Genomic DNA, 15,639 nt, shown 5'->3' with positions numbered 1-15,639 from the left:
AGGCCTCAGCCGGCCGCCAGCCCCGGGACCGGCACGCCGAACGCCTGCGCCAGCAGGACCGCGTTGAGGCAGAGCACGAGGGCCGCGCCCGCCACCGCCGCGACCTGCGTCGCCCGCCGGTTGGCGAAGGCGCCCATCAGGTCCGGGCGGCGGGTGAACAGCACCAGCGCGATCATCGGCACCGGCAGCGCCAGCGACAGCACCACCTGCGAGAGCACCAGCGCGCGGGTCGGGTCGACGCCGATCCCGATCACCACGAAGGCCGGCACCATCGTCGCCAGCCGCCGCACGATCAGCGGCACGCGCCAGCCCAGGAAGCCCTGCATCACCATCTGCCCGGCCATCGTGCCGACCACCGAGGACGAGACGCCGGACGCGATCAGCGAGACCAGGAACGCGCCCGCGGCCGCCGGGCCGAGCAGCGGCGTCAGCGTCCTGTAGGCCTGGTCGATCTCGGCGACCTCGCTGTGGCCGAGGTGGAAGGCGGCCGCCGCCATGATCACCATGGCGATGTTGACCAGGCCGGCGAGCGCCAGCGCCACCACCACCTCGCGGTTCGAGTAGCGCAGGAGCAGGCGCCGGTCGGCGTCGTTGCGGACCCCGCCGCGTCCCTGCGTCAGCCCCGAATGCAGGAACAGCGCGTGCGGCATCACCGTCGCGCCGATGATGCCGACCGCGATGATCAGCGCCTCGGCGTCCGGGATCCGCGGCGTCGTCAGCCCCCTGGCCGCGTCGGCCCAGGCGATCGGCGCGATGAACAGCTCGATCGCGTAGCAGAGGCCGATGGTCGCCACCATCGCGCCGATGACGATCTCCATCCAGCGGAATCCGCCGCGCTCGAGCAGCAGGATCGCGTAGGTGACGACGGCCGTGACCACCATGCCGGCGAACAGCGGCATCCCGGTGAGCAGGGCCAGGCCGATCGCGCCGCCGAGGAATTCCGCGAGGTCGGTGGCCATCGCGGCGAGCTCGCTCACCGCCCACATCGCGAGCCGCACGGGCCTCGGGAACTCGTCGCGGCAGAGCTCGGCGAGGTTGCGGCCGGTGACGATGCCGAGCTTGGCCGAGAGCGCCTGGAACAGCATCGCCACGAGGTTGGCGGCGAGCACCACCCAGAGCAGGCCGTAGCCGTACTTGGCGCCGGCCTGGATGTTCGTCGCGAAGTTGCCGGGGTCCATGTAGGCGATCGACGCCATCACGGCCGGCCCGGTGAACAGCAGGAAGCGGCCGCGCCCGACGGCCCGCCCGTCGAGCACGTCGCGGATGCGCCGCTCCGTGCGGAGGCTCAGGCTGTCGCGCTGCGGTGCGGTCCGGCCGCCGGCCGGCGTGTCCGCGATGGGTTGGTCCATGAACGTCGCCGCGATCCTGCCCGGCCCCGTGCCGCGCGCTTTATAGCATGAGCTATAAAGATGTGCTCGGGCTCAAGGTCAAGATCGAATCTTGCGCGCGCCCGGGGCTCCCCTTCCGCGCCGCTTTTGCTAAACAGGCTGCCTGCGCCGCAGCCGCCCGGCCTATGGGTGTGATCGCAGGCTTCGGGCGCGAAACCGCAAAGCGTTTCCGCGCGACCTGCCCAAGGGGGGAGAGAGCCGGCACCATGCAGGATCCGCCACGATCCGAGCCCGCGCTCATCGACCCGGAGGTCCATGTCGAGAGCTTCCGGCAGGCCCGCGAGGCCCGGCGCTCCGAGCTCGTCGAGGACTACGTCGAGCTGATCGCCGACCTGATCGGCGACGGCGGCGAGGCGCGCCAGGTCGACATCGCCGCCCGCCTCGGCGTGGCGCAGCCGACCGTCGCCAAGATGCTGAAGCGGCTGGCCGAGGACGGCCTCGTGCAGCAGCGCCCCTATCGCGGCGTGTTCCTCACCGAGGCCGGACGGGCGCTCGCGAGCCAGGCGCGCGAGCGCCACCGCATCGTCGAGCGCTTCCTGTGCGCCCTCGGGGTCAGCCCCGAGACCGCGCGGCGCGACGCCGAGGGCATCGAGCACCATGTCAGCGGCGAGACCCTGGAGGCGTTCCGGCGCTTCTGCGAAGGCCGGCCCGACGCGTGACGCTCGGCGCCTTCGACCCGGGTCGGAGGCATCCGCCGCAGCGGCGGCCCACGTTCGCGCCTGCGGCCGAGCCTCGTCGCCTCCGAAGGCGGATCTCACCCGAACAGGTCGACGGTGGTGAAGCCGCGGGCTTCCAGGCGCTCGGCGAGCACGCGCCGGTGGCAGCGCTCGGGGTCGCGCTCGAAGCAGAGCAGGCAGGTCGGCGCGGCCTCGGCCATCCCGGCGAGCGCATCGAGGGCGAGGCCGCCGTCGGCGGTGTCGAGCACGGCCTCGCAGTAGATCCTGCGCATCAGCGCCGCGTCGTGGCCGCGGGCCGCCTCGCGCCCGGCCTTCGGCGTGCCGAGGCTGCGCAGGTGGGCGTAGGCGAGGCCCGCCTCCTCGATCCCGGCCTTGAGCGCCCCCTTCGAGAACCCGCGCTTGCGCGAGTTGGCGACCGCCCGCACGTCCGCGAGCAGGCCGCATCCGGCCTCGCGGAGGGCGGCGGTCAGGCGCTCCGGATCGAGCCCTTCGTAACCTATGGTGAACAGAACCTTACCCAACCCGAGCCCTCCGAAGAAGCGAGGCGGCAGCGTGACTTAACCCGCGGCGCGCGGGCCGGCGCGGACGCGCTCCACGCGGTCATGTGTCTCGTCCGACACGGGTTCCGGAATTCCGCCGCATTGACGGCAAAAGTCTGTTAACCGCCCCGGGGCCATCGAATAGCTCTGTTGTGGCGCTTCACCAGATGGCGGGCCGGGCATCGATGTCGCTGAGGAATGCTCGTCCCGTGGATCTCGCCTCGACCTCGGCCGGCCTGCGCGCGGTCGCCAAGCGCATCCTGGCGGCGACGCTTCTGGCGAGCCTCGCGGCTTGCGCCTCCAACAACGACTTCTACCCGACGAACGGCGACGCGAAGCCCCATCCGGGCGTCGCGCGGGCCAAGAGCCATCCGATCCAGGGCATCGACATCTCGAAGTGGCAGGGGCCGGTCGACTGGGCCTCGGTGCGCGCCGCCGGCACCCAGTTCGCCTTCATCAAGGCGACGGAGGGCGGCGACCACGTCGACGACCGCTTCCGCGCCAACTGGGACGCCGCCGGCCAGGCGGGCGTGCCGCGCGGCGCCTACCACTTCGTGTTCTGGTGCCGCTCGGCCAAGGAGCAGATGGACTGGTTCAAGAAGAACGTCCCCAACGACCCGACCGCCCTGCCCCCGGTGCTGGACGTGGAGTGGAACGGCCATTCGCAGACCTGCCCGAAGAAGCTGCCGAAGGCGCAGGCCCTGGCGATGACGACCTACATGCTCGAGGAGATGGAGCGGTACACCGGCAAGCGGCCGATCATCTACACCGACATCACCTTCCACAAGGACGTGCTCGAGGGCGAGCTGCCGGATTACCCGCATTGGCTGCGCTCGACCGCAGCCGAGCCCGAGCAGCGCTTCGCCAACCGCAAGTGGATGCTGTGGCAGTTCACCTCGACCGGCCGCGTGCCGGGGGTGCGCGGCGACGTCGACCGCAACGCCTTCTACGGGACGCCGGCCGAGTGGGCCTCGTTCCTCTCGACCGATTGCGACCCACGCGAGCACCGCCGCCTCTCCGAGCAGGGCCTCTGCACCGGCAAGTAGAAAGCCGGCCGGCATCCCTCTGAAAGCGCTTCCCGCCGACGCGCGATCGCGCCGGCGCAGCCGCGCGCAAATGTCGAAAAATCATCGAATTCGCGCGTCTTCTGTCCACTAATGGACGGACTGCGGCCGGGTCGCTCCTGTAGGTTGTGACGATCCGCCCTCCACCGTCGAATCGCATGTCGGTCGCGTCTTCCTCCCCGTTCGACGGCAACCGCCTGCTCGAGAGCCTGCGCGGCGCCGACCGCGCCCTGCTGGCGCCGCATCTCGAGCCGGTCGCCTACGAGAAGGGCGACGTGCTCTTCGCCGCCGGCGCCGAGGTCGGCGCGATCACGTTTCCCTGCCGGCAGACGGTCGTGACCCTGCTGATCGCGATGCAGGACGGCCGCAGCGCCGAGACCGCCACGATCGGCTGCGAGGGCGCCGTCGGCGGCGCGGTCAGCGACGGCCGGGTTCCCGCCTCCACCAGCGCGGTCGTGCAGGTCGGCGGACCGGCCCTGCGCCTGGATGCGGCGCGCCTGCAGGAGGCCAAGCGCCGCTCGGCGAGCCTGCGCGCCCTGTTCACCCGCTACGCCGACTGCCTGCTGGCGCAGGTGCTGCAATCGGTGGCCTGCAACGCCCTGCACCCGATCGAGGCGCGCTGCCTGCGCTGGCTGCTGACCCTCCAGGACCGGATCGACGGCGACGTGCTGCCCGTGACCCACGAGCAGCTCGCCGCGATGCTCGGGGTCCAGCGCACCTATCTCACCCGCATCCTCAGCACGCTGCAGGCGCAGGGCCTGCTGCGCGTCGGGCGCGGCCGCATCACGATCCTCGACCGCACCGCGATGGTGGACGCCGCCTGCGAGTGCCACGGCGTCGTCCGCCGCCACTACGATACCGTGCTCGGCAGCATCCACGCCGTCGGCGGCGCGTCGGAGCGCGCGGCGGCGACCGACCGCGACGAGGGCGGAAGGAGGCGGGATGCGGCGCGCTGAACCCCGCTTCCCCATCCCACGGCCCGAGGCCGCCGCGGCGTGCGGATCGCCGCGGACGCCGCGGTGAGCGCCCCGTCCACCCTTCCCGACCGACCGGTGCGGGCCGCGCCCCGCGTAGATTCCGGAGCGCATCCGGCCAAGACCGGCTTCGACGACACCGTGCTGCTCGCGCGTGCGCTCCTCGGTGCGCCGGCCTCCTTCCTCGGCCTCGTCGACGGCGACGGCTTGGCGGTGGCGGCACGCCTCGGGATCGCCGCGCCCGACGGGCGGGCGCTGGCACGGCTGCTCTCGCGAGGGGGGCTCGATCGGGGCGGAGGCGTCCGCCAGGGACAAGTCCTCCCCCACGGCGACATCTTCCGAGACGACCTCTTCGTCCTGCCCGACCTCCGCGTCCTCGCCGACCGGGGCGCGGGGCCCGGTGGAGGCGCGCTCCCGTTCGGCTTCCTCGCGGCGCTCCGCCTCGTCTCGCGCGACGGCGTCCCGCTCGGGACGCTCTGCGTCCTCGACACCCTGCCGCGCGCCGGCCTCGCGCCCGGCCAGGAGGCGGCCTTCCGGGCGCTCGGGCGCCGCACGGTCGGCCTGCTGGAGAGCCGCGCCGCCCTCGACCGTCGGGAGGCGCGCCTCGCCCGGCAGCGCCAAGCCCTCGCGGCGCGCGCCGCCACCACCGTCCGCCTCGGCGAGAGCGCGCTGCTGATGCGGCTGGCGATCGAGGCGACCGAGATCGGGATCTGGGACTACGACCCGCTCGCCGACCGCCTCGATTGCGATGCCCACGCCCGCCGGCTGCTCGGGCTCGACGCGGCGCAGCCGGCGAACCTGGCGCGGACCTTCCTGCGGGCGATCCACCCGGACGACCGGATGCGCGCCGCCGCCGACCTGCGCACCGCCCTCGACCCGGAGGGCGACGGGCGGTTCGGCGGCGACTACCGGCTGGTGCGGCCCGACGATGCGCCCTGCTGGGTCGCGATCTGCGGCCGTCCGGTGCTCGCCGGCGGCCGGGCCAACCGGATCGTCGGGAGCGTCCGGGACGTCACCGCGCGCAAGGTCGCAGACCTCGCCTCGGAGGCCGTCCGCGAGCGCTACCGCCTGATCGCGCGGGCGACCAGCGACGCGATCCGCGACTGGGATCTCGTCGCCGACACGGTCACGTGGAACGAGGCGCTCCAGACCGCCTACGGCTGGGCTCCGGACGGCGAGGCCGCCACTGGGGCATGGTGGCTGGCGCAGGTCCACCCGGCCGACCGCGACCGGGTCGAGGCGGCGCTCGGTACCGCGATCCGGGGCGGGAGCGACGCCTGGAGCCTCGAATACCGCTTCCTGCGCGCCGACGGACGCCACGCCGACGTGCTCGACCGCGGCTACGTGATCCGCGGCGCGGACGGCACGCCGGTGCGCATGGTCGGCGCGATGCTCGACCTGAGCGAGCGCAACCGCGCCGAGGCCGATGTCCGCGCGATCTTCGAGGGCGCCAACGTCGGCATCGTCCAGCTCGATCCGCACAGCCTGGAGGTGCTGAGCGTCAACGCCAAGCTCTGCGCCATCTGGGGCGCGCCGGCCGCCGCCATCGTCGGCCGGTCGGTGGCGCTGTGGACCCCGCAGGAGGATGCGGCCGAGCGCGACACCCTGCACCGGCGCCTCGCCGCCGGCGAGGTCCTGCGCGAGACCCTGGAGAAGCGCTACCGCCGTGCCGACGGCCGCATCATCTGGGCCCGGGTCAACCTCGTGTCGCAGGCGCTGGGCGACCGGCTCCAGACCACCGCGATGATCGAGGACATCACGCTGGAGCGCACGGTGGCGCGCCTGGCCTCGGGCCTGCCGCAGGCGATCCCCGATATCGCCGATCCGGCGCTGGCCGGCGATGCCGCGGCCTATGCCGGCATGGGCGCGCGGGCCGCGATCAACGTCCCGCTGACGCGGCTCGGCCGGCTCGCCGGGGTGCTGTTCGTCCACGACCGCGCGCCGCGCGCCTGGGCCGCCGGCGAGATCGCCTTCGTGCGCGAGGTCGCCGAGCGGCTCTGGGGCACGCTCGGGCGCATCCAGGCCGAGGACCAGCAGGCGCTCCGTAACCGCGAGCTCAGCCACCGCCTCAAGAACACCCTCGCGATGGTCCAGGCCATCGCGTCGCAGACCCTGCGCAACGCCCCCGATTTCGAGAGCGCCAAGGAGGCGCTCGCCGCCCGGCTGATCGCCCTGGGCAAGGCGCACGACATCCTCCTGACGGGCGCGCGCGAGAGCGCCGGCATCGCCGCGGTGATCGCCGGGGCGCTGGCGATCCACGACGACGGCCAGGCCGGGCGCCTCGCCCTCGACGGGCCGGAGATCGAGGTCGGCCCGAAGGCGGCGCTGTCGCTGGCGCTGATGATGCACGAGCTCGCCACCAACGCGGCCAAGTACGGCGCGCTCTCGGTGCCCGGCGGCCGCGTGGCCGTGACGTGGTCGCTCGATGCCGACGCCATGGTGCGGATGCTGTGGACCGAGCGCGGCGGTCCCAAGGTCGCGCCGCCGACGCGGAAGGGCTTCGGGTCGCGGCTGATCGAGCGCGGGCTCGCGGGCGCGGTCGGGGGCGCGGTCGGCCTCGCCTACGAGCCCGACGGGGTCGTCTGCCGCGTCGAGGCGCCGCTGTCGGGCTTCCAGGCCGTGGAGTAGGCCGCGCCCGGGTCGGCGCGGGATGAGACCGCCCCGCCAAAGCGTCTCTTACGGTATCCGTCGTCCGATCCCACATCCTCCGAGATGTTCTTCCGCCGCGCCCGAAGCGACAGCTTGTGCGACCTGCCCGGTCTGGAGACCGCGCGACTGTCGATCGACGTGCTGATTCCGGGCGATGCGGAGGCGCTGCGGAGCCTCACCGACGACCCGGCGATCACCGGCGCCGTCGATTTCCTGCCCGCGCCCTTCACGCTCGAGGATGCCCGCAGGCTCATCGCCTCGGGACGCCGCCGCGAGGACCGGTTCTTCGGCGCCCGGACGCGCGAGGGCCGAACCCTGGTCGGGGTGGTCGGGACGCACCTGCGCGGAACCGAGGCGGTCGAGATCGGCTACTGGGTCGGCGGCGCCGCCCGGGGGCGCGGTCTCGCCACGGAAGCGGTGTCGGGCATCCTGGGATCGCTGTCGCTGCGCTTTCCGGCCCGCACGATCGTTGCCGAGTGCCGTCCCGGCAACGTCGCCTCCTGGGGGCTCCTGACCAAGCTCGGGTTCCGCGACACCGGTGAGGAGGGGCACCGCCCGGGCCGGCGGCTGATGGCGCGGCGGGCGATCTGAGGAGGGCTCGCGCGTTCCGACGCCCGCCCGCCAGACCTCGGAAAGGCGGGAACGATTTCGATCGTCTGGGCAAATTTACCGGGTTCACGTGCAGATTAGGACCGTGATAACCGATCCATAGGAACATGCTCCACTGACTTGAGGTGGGGCGCGGGCATGGACAGCGCGGAAAACGGCTTCGTCGACGCGCGCGAAACCGTGCGCGAACGCGTCGGCGGCTGGGCGGTCCGCCGCCGCATCGCGCAGGCCGGGCCGACCCTGCTTCTCGTCGTCGGCGCCCTGCTCCTGCCGAACGCGCTGGCCATCCTGGCAAGCCTCTGGATCGGCATTCCGGCACGATCCGCGCCGATCGCGGCCTACGTCGTCGTGATCCTGGTCGGCATCCGGCTGCGGCCCCTTGCCGTGGTACCGCTCTACCTCACGGTCGTGGCCTTCGACCTGCTGATGATCGTCTCGGAGATCTTTTTCCTCGACATCGGATCCATCCATCACAACCTCGATGCCCTGACGCATGTCCGGTTGCTGAGCTCGCCGCTCTATGCGGGGCTCACGGCGGCCCTGACGGCATTCGTCGCGGCCGGCCTGTGGTTCCTCGTGCGCTACAGGGCACCCATGGTCCGAGGCAACAGGATCGTCCTCGCCCTGGCGGTGTCGGGATTCCTGTTCGCCGACATCGCGATCAACAGCTCGGCCAGCCTTTCTCTCGGCCCGGCCGCCGCCATCGGTCAGCCCTTCCAATCCGCGGTCCAGGCGGCGGGCTTCGCCGCCCTGACGGCGCCGTCGCCGCGGAAGCCGAACGTCCTTCTCGTGCTCGTCGAGAGCCTGGGCGTCCTGCGCGACCCGCGCCAGAGGGAGGTGCTGTTCTCCGCCTTCGACGACGCGGCCTTGAGGGAGGCCTTCAGCATCACGACCGGCACGACGAGCTTCTTCGGGGCGACCTCGTACGGGGAGATGCGCGAGCTCTGCCATTCGCGCTCGGCCTACACCGTTCTCCTCGACGGGCACGGACCGACCTGCCTTCCGGCCCAGCTCGCCGCGCGAGGCTACCGCACCGTCTCGGTCCATGGGTTCACGAGCGCATTCTACGATCGGTCGTCCTGGTACCCGAAGGCGGGCTTCGTCCGAAGCGTGTTCCAGGACACCGCGACCACGGCCTACACGCGGCACTGCGGCGGCGCGTTCGTCGGCCCCTGCGACGTCGACATCGCCGAAACCATCGACGACCGGCTGTCGAAGGCGACGCAGCCGCTGTTCGTGTACTGGGTCACGCTCAATTCCCATGTCCCGGTCAGGCCCGGGGAGGCGACGCCGCGCCACGACTGCAAGACCGGTGGGCCCTTCGGCGATCCGGAGGTCTGCGCGATGGCCGAGATCTGGGAGGACCTGTTCGCGGCGGTCTCGCGTCTCGCGATCCGCAATCCGGGTACGGAGATCCTCCTGGTCGGCGATCATGCCCCGCCGCTCTGGCGCCGGGCGGCCCGCGTCCGCTTCGAGCCGGACCGGGTTCCCTGGATCCGGCTCGCGCCGCGCCATCCGGCCACGCCCGTCCTGTACCGGACGGCATCCCCGCAATAGCTTCCGACCGGCGGATCGCCGCGCGGCTCACCGGGCCGCGGCGGGCATCCCGGCCGGCATCGCCCCGCGCCCGCGATAGATCACCAGCGTCGCGACCAGTCCCAGGGCGCCGCCGAGCGACATCCACAGGCCGGGTGCGGCCTTGTCGCCGGTCGCCGCGATCAGCCACGTGGCGACGAGCGGCGTCATGCCGCCGAACAGGGCGGTCGCCAGCGAGTAGGCGAGCGAGAAGCCGGCGGTGCGGACCTCGACCGGAACGACCTCGGTCAGCGCCACCACCATCGCGCCGTTGTAGCTGCCGTAGAGGAACGAGAACCACAGCAGCACGGCGAGCAGCGCCCCGAAGCTGATGTGACCCACGAGCCAGGTCAGCGCCGGGTAGGCGGTGAGCAGGGTCAGCGCCGAGAACGCGATCAGGAGCGGCTTGCGGCCGATCCGGTCGGACAGCGCCCCCATCACCGGGAGCCAGAACAGGTTCGAGACCGCGACGCAGAAGGTCACGAGCAGGCTGTCGGTGTCGGTGAGCTTGAGGACGCTCTTGCCGAAGGTCGGCGTGTAGACGGTGATCGTGTAGAACGCGATCGTGGTCATCGCGACCATCAGCATGCCGAGCAGCACGATCCGCCAGTTCGTCGCGAGCGTCCGGAAGATCTCGGCCGCCTCCGGCCGGTGCTTGCGCTCGGCGAAGGCCTTGGTCTCCTCCAGCGAGTTGCGGATGTAGAACAGGAACGGCACCAGCGCGCAGCCGATGAGGAACGGCACCCGCCAGCCCCATTCCGACATCTGCTCCGGCACCAGCGCGTGGCTCAGCCCGTAGCCGATCGCGGCGGCGGCCATGATCGCCACCTGCTGGCTCCCCGATTGCCAGGACACGTAGAAGCCCTTGCGGCCGGGCGTCGCCATCTCCGACAGGTAGACCGAGACGCCGCCGAGCTCGACGCCCGCCGAGAAGCCCTGGAGCAGCCGGCCGATCAGGACGAGGGCCGGGGCGAGCAGGCCGATGGTGGCGTAGGCCGGCACGAAGGCGATCAGCACCGTGCCGGCGGCCATGATCGCCAGCGTGGTGATCAGCCCCTTGCGGCGCCCGACCCGGTCGACGTAGGCGCCGAGCAGCACGGCACCGAGCGGCCGCATCAGGAAGCCGGCACCGAACGTCATGAAGGTCAGCATCAGGGAGGCGAACTCGTCGCCGGCCGGGAAGAACGCCTTCGCGATGTGGGTCGCGTAGAAGCCGAACAGGAAGAAGTCGAACATCTCCAGGAAGTTGCCGCTGGTGACGCGGAGCACCGCCCCGACCGTCGACCCGGAGGATTTTTCGTAAGGTCCCGCCACGGCTGCGCCTCGTCCCGCGATCCGGCCTGCGCCGTCCGCGCCACTGTTCGCCGGGACGGGCGCGGGCTCAAGGCGCGATGTCGCCGATCGGGGGACTTTTTCGCGCGCTTGAACGTGGGGGCGCTACTCGGCCGCCGCGGCCTGGGGCGTCGTGCCGGCGATCCAGGCCGACAGGTCGGCGCGCGCCCGGTCGGTCAGGGCCTGGCGCTTGAGCATCGCCTTCTCCGGCCCGCGCAGGCGCTTGCCGGTCTCGTTGCGCGGCATCGCGGCGAGCGGCGGGAACAGGCCGAAATTGACGTTCATCGGCTGGAACGAGCGCGGCTTGCCCGGCTCCTTGGCCGTCTCCTCGGGCACGTCGTCGAGGATGTGGCCGCCGGTGATGTGGGCGATCAGCGCGCCGAGCGCGGTCGTCTGCGGCAGGGGCTCGAGCGCCCCGCCCCGGCTCTCCGCCACCGCGAAGCGCCCGGCCATCAGGCCGATCGCCGCGCTCTCGACATAGCCTTCGCAGCCGGTGATCTGGCCGGCGAAGCGCAGCGACGGGCGCACCTTCAGGCGCAGGGTCGCGTCGAGCAGGCGCGGGCTGTCGAGGTAGGTGTTGCGGTGGAGGCCGCCGAGGCGGGCGAACTCCGCGTTCTCGAGGCCGGGGATGGTGCGGAAGACGCGGACCTGCTCGGAATAGGTCAGCTTCGTCTGGAAGCCGACCATGTTGTAGAGCGTGCCGAGCGCGTTGTCCTGGCGCAGCTGCACGATCGCGCAGGCCTTCACCTGGGGATCGTGCGGGTTGGTGAGGCCGACGGGCTTCATCGGGCCGTGGCGCAGGGTCTCGGGGCCGCGCTCGGCCATCACCTCGATCGGCAGGCAGCCGTCGAAGTACGGCGTCGAGGCCTCCCACTCCTTGAAGCCGATCTTCTCGCCGCCGACGAGCGCCGCGATGAAGGCGTCGTACTGCGTTCGGTCCATCGGGCAGTTGATGTAGTCGGCCCCCGTGCCGCCGGGCCCGACCTTGTCGTAGCGCGACTGGAACCACGCCTTGCTCATGTCGATCGAGTCGCGGTGGACGATCGGGGCGATGGCGTCGAAGAAGGCGAGCGCGTCGGCGCCGGTGATGGTGCGGATCGCCTCGGCGAGGGCGGGGGCGGTGAGCGGGCCGGTGGCGACGATGCACGGCCCCCAGCTCTCCGGCGGCAGCCCGGCGACCTCCTCCCGCACGATGGTGACGTTGGGGTGCGCTTCGAGCGCGGCGGTGACGGCGGCGGAGAACCCCTCGCGGTCGACCGCGAGCGCGCCGCCGGCCGGGACCTGATGCTGGTCGGCCGCCCGCAGGATCAGCGATCCGAGCGTCCGCATCTCCTGGTGCAGGAGGCCGACGGCGTTGCCGTTCGGGTCGTCGGAGCGGAAGGAGTTGGAGCAGACGAGCTCGGCGAGGCCCTCGCCGTGATGGGCCTCGGTGCCGCGCACCGGCCGCATCTCGTGCAGCACCGCGTGGTGGCCGGCTTCGGCGATCTGCCAGGCGGCTTCCGAGCCTGCGAGGCCGCCGCCGACGATGTGGATGGGCGCGCTTGCTTGGGACATGCCCCTGCAAATACCGGAACGAGCCGGCCCGAGGCAACGGGCCGGCGCACGTCCGGGAGCTTCAGCCGCGGGCGATGGCGGTTCAGCCGCGGGCGATGCCCTGGATCTCGAAGCGGTTGATGCCGAGGTCGGCGAGGTCGCGGTCGGACAGGCGCGACAGCTCGGTGATGGTCTCACGGTAACGGAGATAGGCGCGGAAACGGTTGAGGACGCTACGGGCGGCGGACATGACATTGACCTTTGTTCAGGCAGGCGGTGACGACCGCTTGGGCACCGCCTGCCTCTTGTTGGTGCAATGCACATATAAGCTTGCTGCGCCGCAGCGGCAGGCCGACATTCGTTAGCCAGCCATGCGAGACCGGCATGCGGCGCACAACGATTTGGCAAGGTTTTGGAAAGCCTGTTTTCGAGGCCTTCGCGCGCGCCGGATTGCGTTCGCAGTTCAGGAGGCCAACGGCGTCCGATCGGCTTGGGTAACGTGCAAGCGATGACCTTGCGTCGTCTGCGCGCCGGCACCGTCGCGCATCGATCCGATCGCCGAACACTGTGGATCCGCGTGCGGCATCGTGCATACGACAACGCCGCATCGGCCGAAAGGTGCGATGCGGCGTTGTCATATGCGCGGGGCCCGGCCCGACGGCCGGGCCCGGTCTCAGTAGAACGGGCGCGGCCCGTAATAGGCCGGGCGGCCGTAGAACGGGCGGGGCGGGCCGTAGGCGTAGGGGCCGTAGACCGGCCGCCGGCCCCAGTTCGGCCGGCACACGCCCCACGGATTGGGATGGAAGCCGGGGCCGCAGCCGCCGGCGACGGTCTCGATCAGGGCGCCGCCGGGCAGCGGCGCCAGCGGCATGGCCTGGGCGGCGGGTGCGAGGAGCAGGGCTCCCGCCAGGCCGGCTGCCGTCGCCAGGCCGGCCCCACCAAAAGTCTTCACGTGCGTCATGACGCGATCTCCTTCGATGTCCGGCCAGGGAGGGAATGGCCGGGCAGCGAGAAATCTACGGCGTGCCGGATGAATTTCCACTGACGGCCGTGTTGTGCTGCGTACAGCCAAGCTACGGCCCGGGCGGGGCGGTCAGTGCAGAGGGGCGGTACAGGGACGGTCAGTGCAGGGGCGGGCTCATGAGGAAGCGCTCGCGGTCGCCCGAGACCAGGGTCGGCTTCAGGGCGCGGCCGTCGCGGCGGATCGTCAGCGGCACCCGCACGCCCGCTTCGCCCAGCGCCCAGACGCTGCGGAAGAAGTCGGCGAGATCCGCCACCGGCTCGCCCGCCACCGCCTCGATCACGTCGCCCGCGCGCAGGTCCGCCGCCTCGGCCGGGCCGTTGTCGGCGAGCCCCATCACCACGACGCCATCCTCGCTCTCGGTGGCGTAGAGGCCGAGCCAGGGGCGGGCCGGACGGTTGGCGCGCCCGCGCGAGGTCAGGTCGTCGAGGATCGGCGGCAGCAGGTCGATCGGCACCACCATGTTGATCGCCCGCGGGCCCGACGTGCCGCCCTGCTGGAGCTGGAGCGAGCCGATCCCGAGGAGGTCGCCCTCCGGGCCGATCAGCGCGGTCCCGCCCCAGTTCGGATGCGAGGGCGCGGTGAACAGCGCCTCGTCGAGGACGTATTCCCAGTAGCCGGCGAATTCCTGCCGGGCGACGATCTGCGCGGCGACGCAGCGCTGGCGCCCGCCGGCGCCGGCCACCACCGCCCGGTCGCCGATCTTCAGGCTGCCGGAGGTGCCGAGCTTGAGCGCCGGCACGCCCAGCGGCCCGAGCGCCTGGACGAGGCCGAAGCCGGTGGCGGCATCGAACCCCATGACGTGGCCGGGCACGGAGCGGCCGTCGTTGGTGGTGAGCCACACGCTCTCCGCCTCGGTGACGAGGTATCCGATGGTGAGCACGAGGCCGTCCTCGCCGATGACCACGCCGTTGCCCGCCCGCTCGGTGCCGAGCGTCTCGGCGGTGAAGGCCTCGGCCGGCACGCGGGCGGAGAGCTGGACCATCGCCGTGAGGGCGCGGTCGAGGTCGTAGCCGTAATCGCCGGGCTTCGGCTGCGTCGAAGCCGGGATCTTCCAATCACCCTGCGAGGCCATGCCGCGTCGGTCCTTCGAGATGTCTGCGCTCCGGTAAGGTGCCGGAGGGTCGGTGGTCCGAGGGGCGCGAGCCGCGTGCCCCCATCCGGGAGATAGGACGCGCCGACCGGTCGCGACACCCCGGCAGGGCGACGCGGCGGCGCGGCGCGAGAGGGCGGCGCGGCGCGAGGCCGTGCCGGCGAGCCGCAACGTCCGCGGGAAAGGTCGGCCCGAGCCATCGTCGCCCCGCATCGCCCCCGCGATGCATCCCTAGGGAGAACCGCGGCAATCGGGGCGCCGCGTCTTCTCATCACCGCAGAATGCGCTAACCCTTGCCGCAACGGTCCCGATCGTTCGCCTGTCCGGCGCGAGGACCTGCCGATGGGACGGGGGACGATCCTTGGGCGACCGATCCTTGGGTGACGACGCGACCCTGCAGCGGATCCTGCGCGCGATCGCCGGTGGCGACAAGGGCGCCCTGCGCTCGCTCTACGACCTGACATCACCGAAACTTTACGGGGTGATCCTGCGTATCCAACGGGATCGGAGCGTGGCCGAGGATGTGCTTCAGGACGTCTATCTCCGCGTCTGGCAGGCGGCAGGCTCCTACGCTCCGGAATCCGGGCGGCCGATGACCTGGCTCTGCGCCATCGCGCGCAACCGGGCCATCGACGGGATCCGCCGCAAGGGCGAGGTCCAGGGACCGGTGCGCGAGGACGGCGAGGACTGGGTGGAACGTCTCATCGACCCGCACGACACCGAGGCGGCGATCGTCGGACGCGGCGCGCTCGCGGCCTGCCTCGCGCGCCTCGACGAGGCGCAGCGCGCCTGCGTCGTGCTCGCCTATTGCGAGGGCTGGTCGCGCGAGGAGCTGGCCCAGCACTACGACCGGCCCGTCAACACCATCAAGACCTGGCTGCACCGCTCGCTCGGCGCCCTCAAGGGCTGCCTGGAGGAGCAGGCGTGAGCGCCGGGCCCGAGACCGAGCGCGACCTGCGCGCCGCCGAGTACGTGCTCGGCTCGCTCTCGCCCGACGAGCGCGCGGCGTTCGAGCTGGAGCGCGTCGTCGATCCCGCCACCGCGCCCGCGGTGGCGGCGTGGGAGCGGCGGCTCGGGCCGCTGGCCCTCGCCGTTCCGGCCGAGATGCCGCCCGACCATGTCTGGCCCAGGATCGCCGGCGCGCTGACGGGGGCGGACGCGATCCCGGCCCCCGCGCCCCTGGCT

The 15,639-nt window shown here is 72.2% G+C and carries 14 protein-coding genes and 1 pseudogene; 8 read left to right on the top strand and 7 right to left on the bottom strand.

From position 1 onward, the window contains the following. Positions 1-5: 5 nt before the first annotated feature. Positions 6-1,349: an Nramp family divalent metal transporter gene (locus tag FV230_RS06530; RefSeq protein ID WP_147841731.1), complete on the bottom strand. Its 1,344-nt coding sequence runs from the start codon at positions 1,347-1,349 to the stop codon at positions 6-8. Positions 1,350-1,594: 245 nt separating this feature from the next. Here FV230_RS06530 and mntR point away from each other — a divergent pair, with 245 nt between their 5' ends. After that, a complete protein-coding gene (mntR, locus tag FV230_RS06525) occupies positions 1,595-2,047 on the top strand; it encodes a manganese-binding transcriptional regulator MntR (protein ID WP_147727183.1) in 453 nt (150 codons plus the stop codon). 95 nt (positions 2,048-2,142) lie between these two features. On the opposite strand, the gene FV230_RS06520 is transcribed toward mntR, so the two are convergent. Then, complete coding sequence (locus tag FV230_RS06520; RefSeq protein ID WP_147841730.1) at positions 2,143-2,586, bottom strand: DUF488 domain-containing protein; 444 nt, start codon at positions 2,584-2,586, stop codon at positions 2,143-2,145. A gap of 203 nt (positions 2,587-2,789) precedes the next feature. On the opposite strand from FV230_RS06520, the gene FV230_RS06515 reads away from it, so the two are divergent. The 5 genes from FV230_RS06515 (at position 2,790) to FV230_RS06495 (ending at position 9,457) form a co-directional block, all read left to right on the top strand. Then, positions 2,790-3,650 carry a glycoside hydrolase family 25 protein gene (locus FV230_RS06515; RefSeq protein WP_243933174.1) on the top strand — a complete coding sequence of 287 codons (861 nt, stop codon included), beginning with the start codon at positions 2,790-2,792 and terminating at the stop codon, positions 3,648-3,650. A gap of 176 nt (positions 3,651-3,826) precedes the next feature. Beyond that, positions 3,827-4,624: a Crp/Fnr family transcriptional regulator gene (locus FV230_RS06510; protein ID WP_147841729.1), complete on the top strand. Its 798-nt coding sequence runs from the start codon at positions 3,827-3,829 to the stop codon at positions 4,622-4,624. Positions 4,625-4,687: 63 nt separating this feature from the next. Then, on the top strand, positions 4,688-7,270 hold the full coding sequence (locus FV230_RS06505) for a PAS domain-containing protein (RefSeq protein WP_246694763.1): 2,583 nt from the start codon (positions 4,688-4,690) through the stop codon (positions 7,268-7,270). 84 nt (positions 7,271-7,354) lie between these two features. After that, positions 7,355-7,882 carry a GNAT family N-acetyltransferase gene (locus FV230_RS06500; protein WP_147727647.1) on the top strand — a complete coding sequence of 176 codons (528 nt, stop codon included), beginning with the start codon at positions 7,355-7,357 and terminating at the stop codon, positions 7,880-7,882. A 156-nt stretch (positions 7,883-8,038) separates the two neighbouring features. Further along, a complete protein-coding gene (locus FV230_RS06495; RefSeq protein WP_147841728.1) occupies positions 8,039-9,457 on the top strand; it encodes a sulfatase-like hydrolase/transferase in 1,419 nt (472 codons plus the stop codon). A gap of 27 nt (positions 9,458-9,484) precedes the next feature. Here FV230_RS06495 and FV230_RS06490 read toward each other — a convergent pair whose 3' ends face one another. The 5 genes from FV230_RS06490 to FV230_RS06470 form a co-directional block, all read right to left on the bottom strand. Next, positions 9,485-10,789: an MFS transporter gene (locus tag FV230_RS06490; RefSeq protein ID WP_147841727.1), complete on the bottom strand. Its 1,305-nt coding sequence runs from the start codon at positions 10,787-10,789 to the stop codon at positions 9,485-9,487. Positions 10,790-10,912: 123 nt separating this feature from the next. Then, positions 10,913-12,361 (bottom strand): methylenetetrahydrofolate--tRNA-(uracil(54)-C(5))-methyltransferase (FADH(2)-oxidizing) TrmFO, encoded by a 1,449-nt coding sequence (gene trmFO, locus FV230_RS06485; RefSeq protein ID WP_147841726.1) that lies wholly within the window; start codon positions 12,359-12,361, stop codon positions 10,913-10,915. Positions 12,362-12,443: 82 nt separating this feature from the next. Next, positions 12,444-12,590, bottom strand: a complete 147-nt coding sequence (locus tag FV230_RS06480) for a DUF1127 domain-containing protein (RefSeq protein ID WP_147727651.1) — start codon at positions 12,588-12,590, stop codon at positions 12,444-12,446. Positions 12,591-13,013: 423 nt separating this feature from the next. Beyond that, complete coding sequence (locus FV230_RS06475) at positions 13,014-13,301, bottom strand: hypothetical protein (protein WP_147841725.1); 288 nt, start codon at positions 13,299-13,301, stop codon at positions 13,014-13,016. A gap of 160 nt (positions 13,302-13,461) precedes the next feature. Continuing rightward, positions 13,462-14,436, bottom strand: coding sequence for a S1C family serine protease (locus tag FV230_RS06470; protein ID WP_147727653.1), 975 nt, complete (start codon positions 14,434-14,436; stop codon positions 13,462-13,464). 394 nt (positions 14,437-14,830) lie between these two features. Between FV230_RS06470 and FV230_RS06465 the strand changes: the two genes are divergently transcribed. Then, complete coding sequence (locus FV230_RS06465; protein ID WP_147729996.1) at positions 14,831-15,382, top strand: sigma-70 family RNA polymerase sigma factor; 552 nt, start codon at positions 14,831-14,833, stop codon at positions 15,380-15,382. Further along, positions 15,361-15,639: pseudogene (locus FV230_RS06460) on the top strand (hypothetical protein); the annotation flags it as partial. The gene FV230_RS06465 and the pseudogene FV230_RS06460, both read left to right, overlap by 22 nt.

Origin of the sequence: Methylobacterium sp. WL6, assembly GCF_008040095.1 — a bacterium.
In the GTDB taxonomy this organism is placed as follows: domain Bacteria; phylum Pseudomonadota; class Alphaproteobacteria; order Rhizobiales; family Beijerinckiaceae; genus Methylobacterium.
The sequence above is the reverse complement of the archived record's forward strand: the minus strand, read 5'-3'. Positions and strand labels throughout refer to the sequence as shown.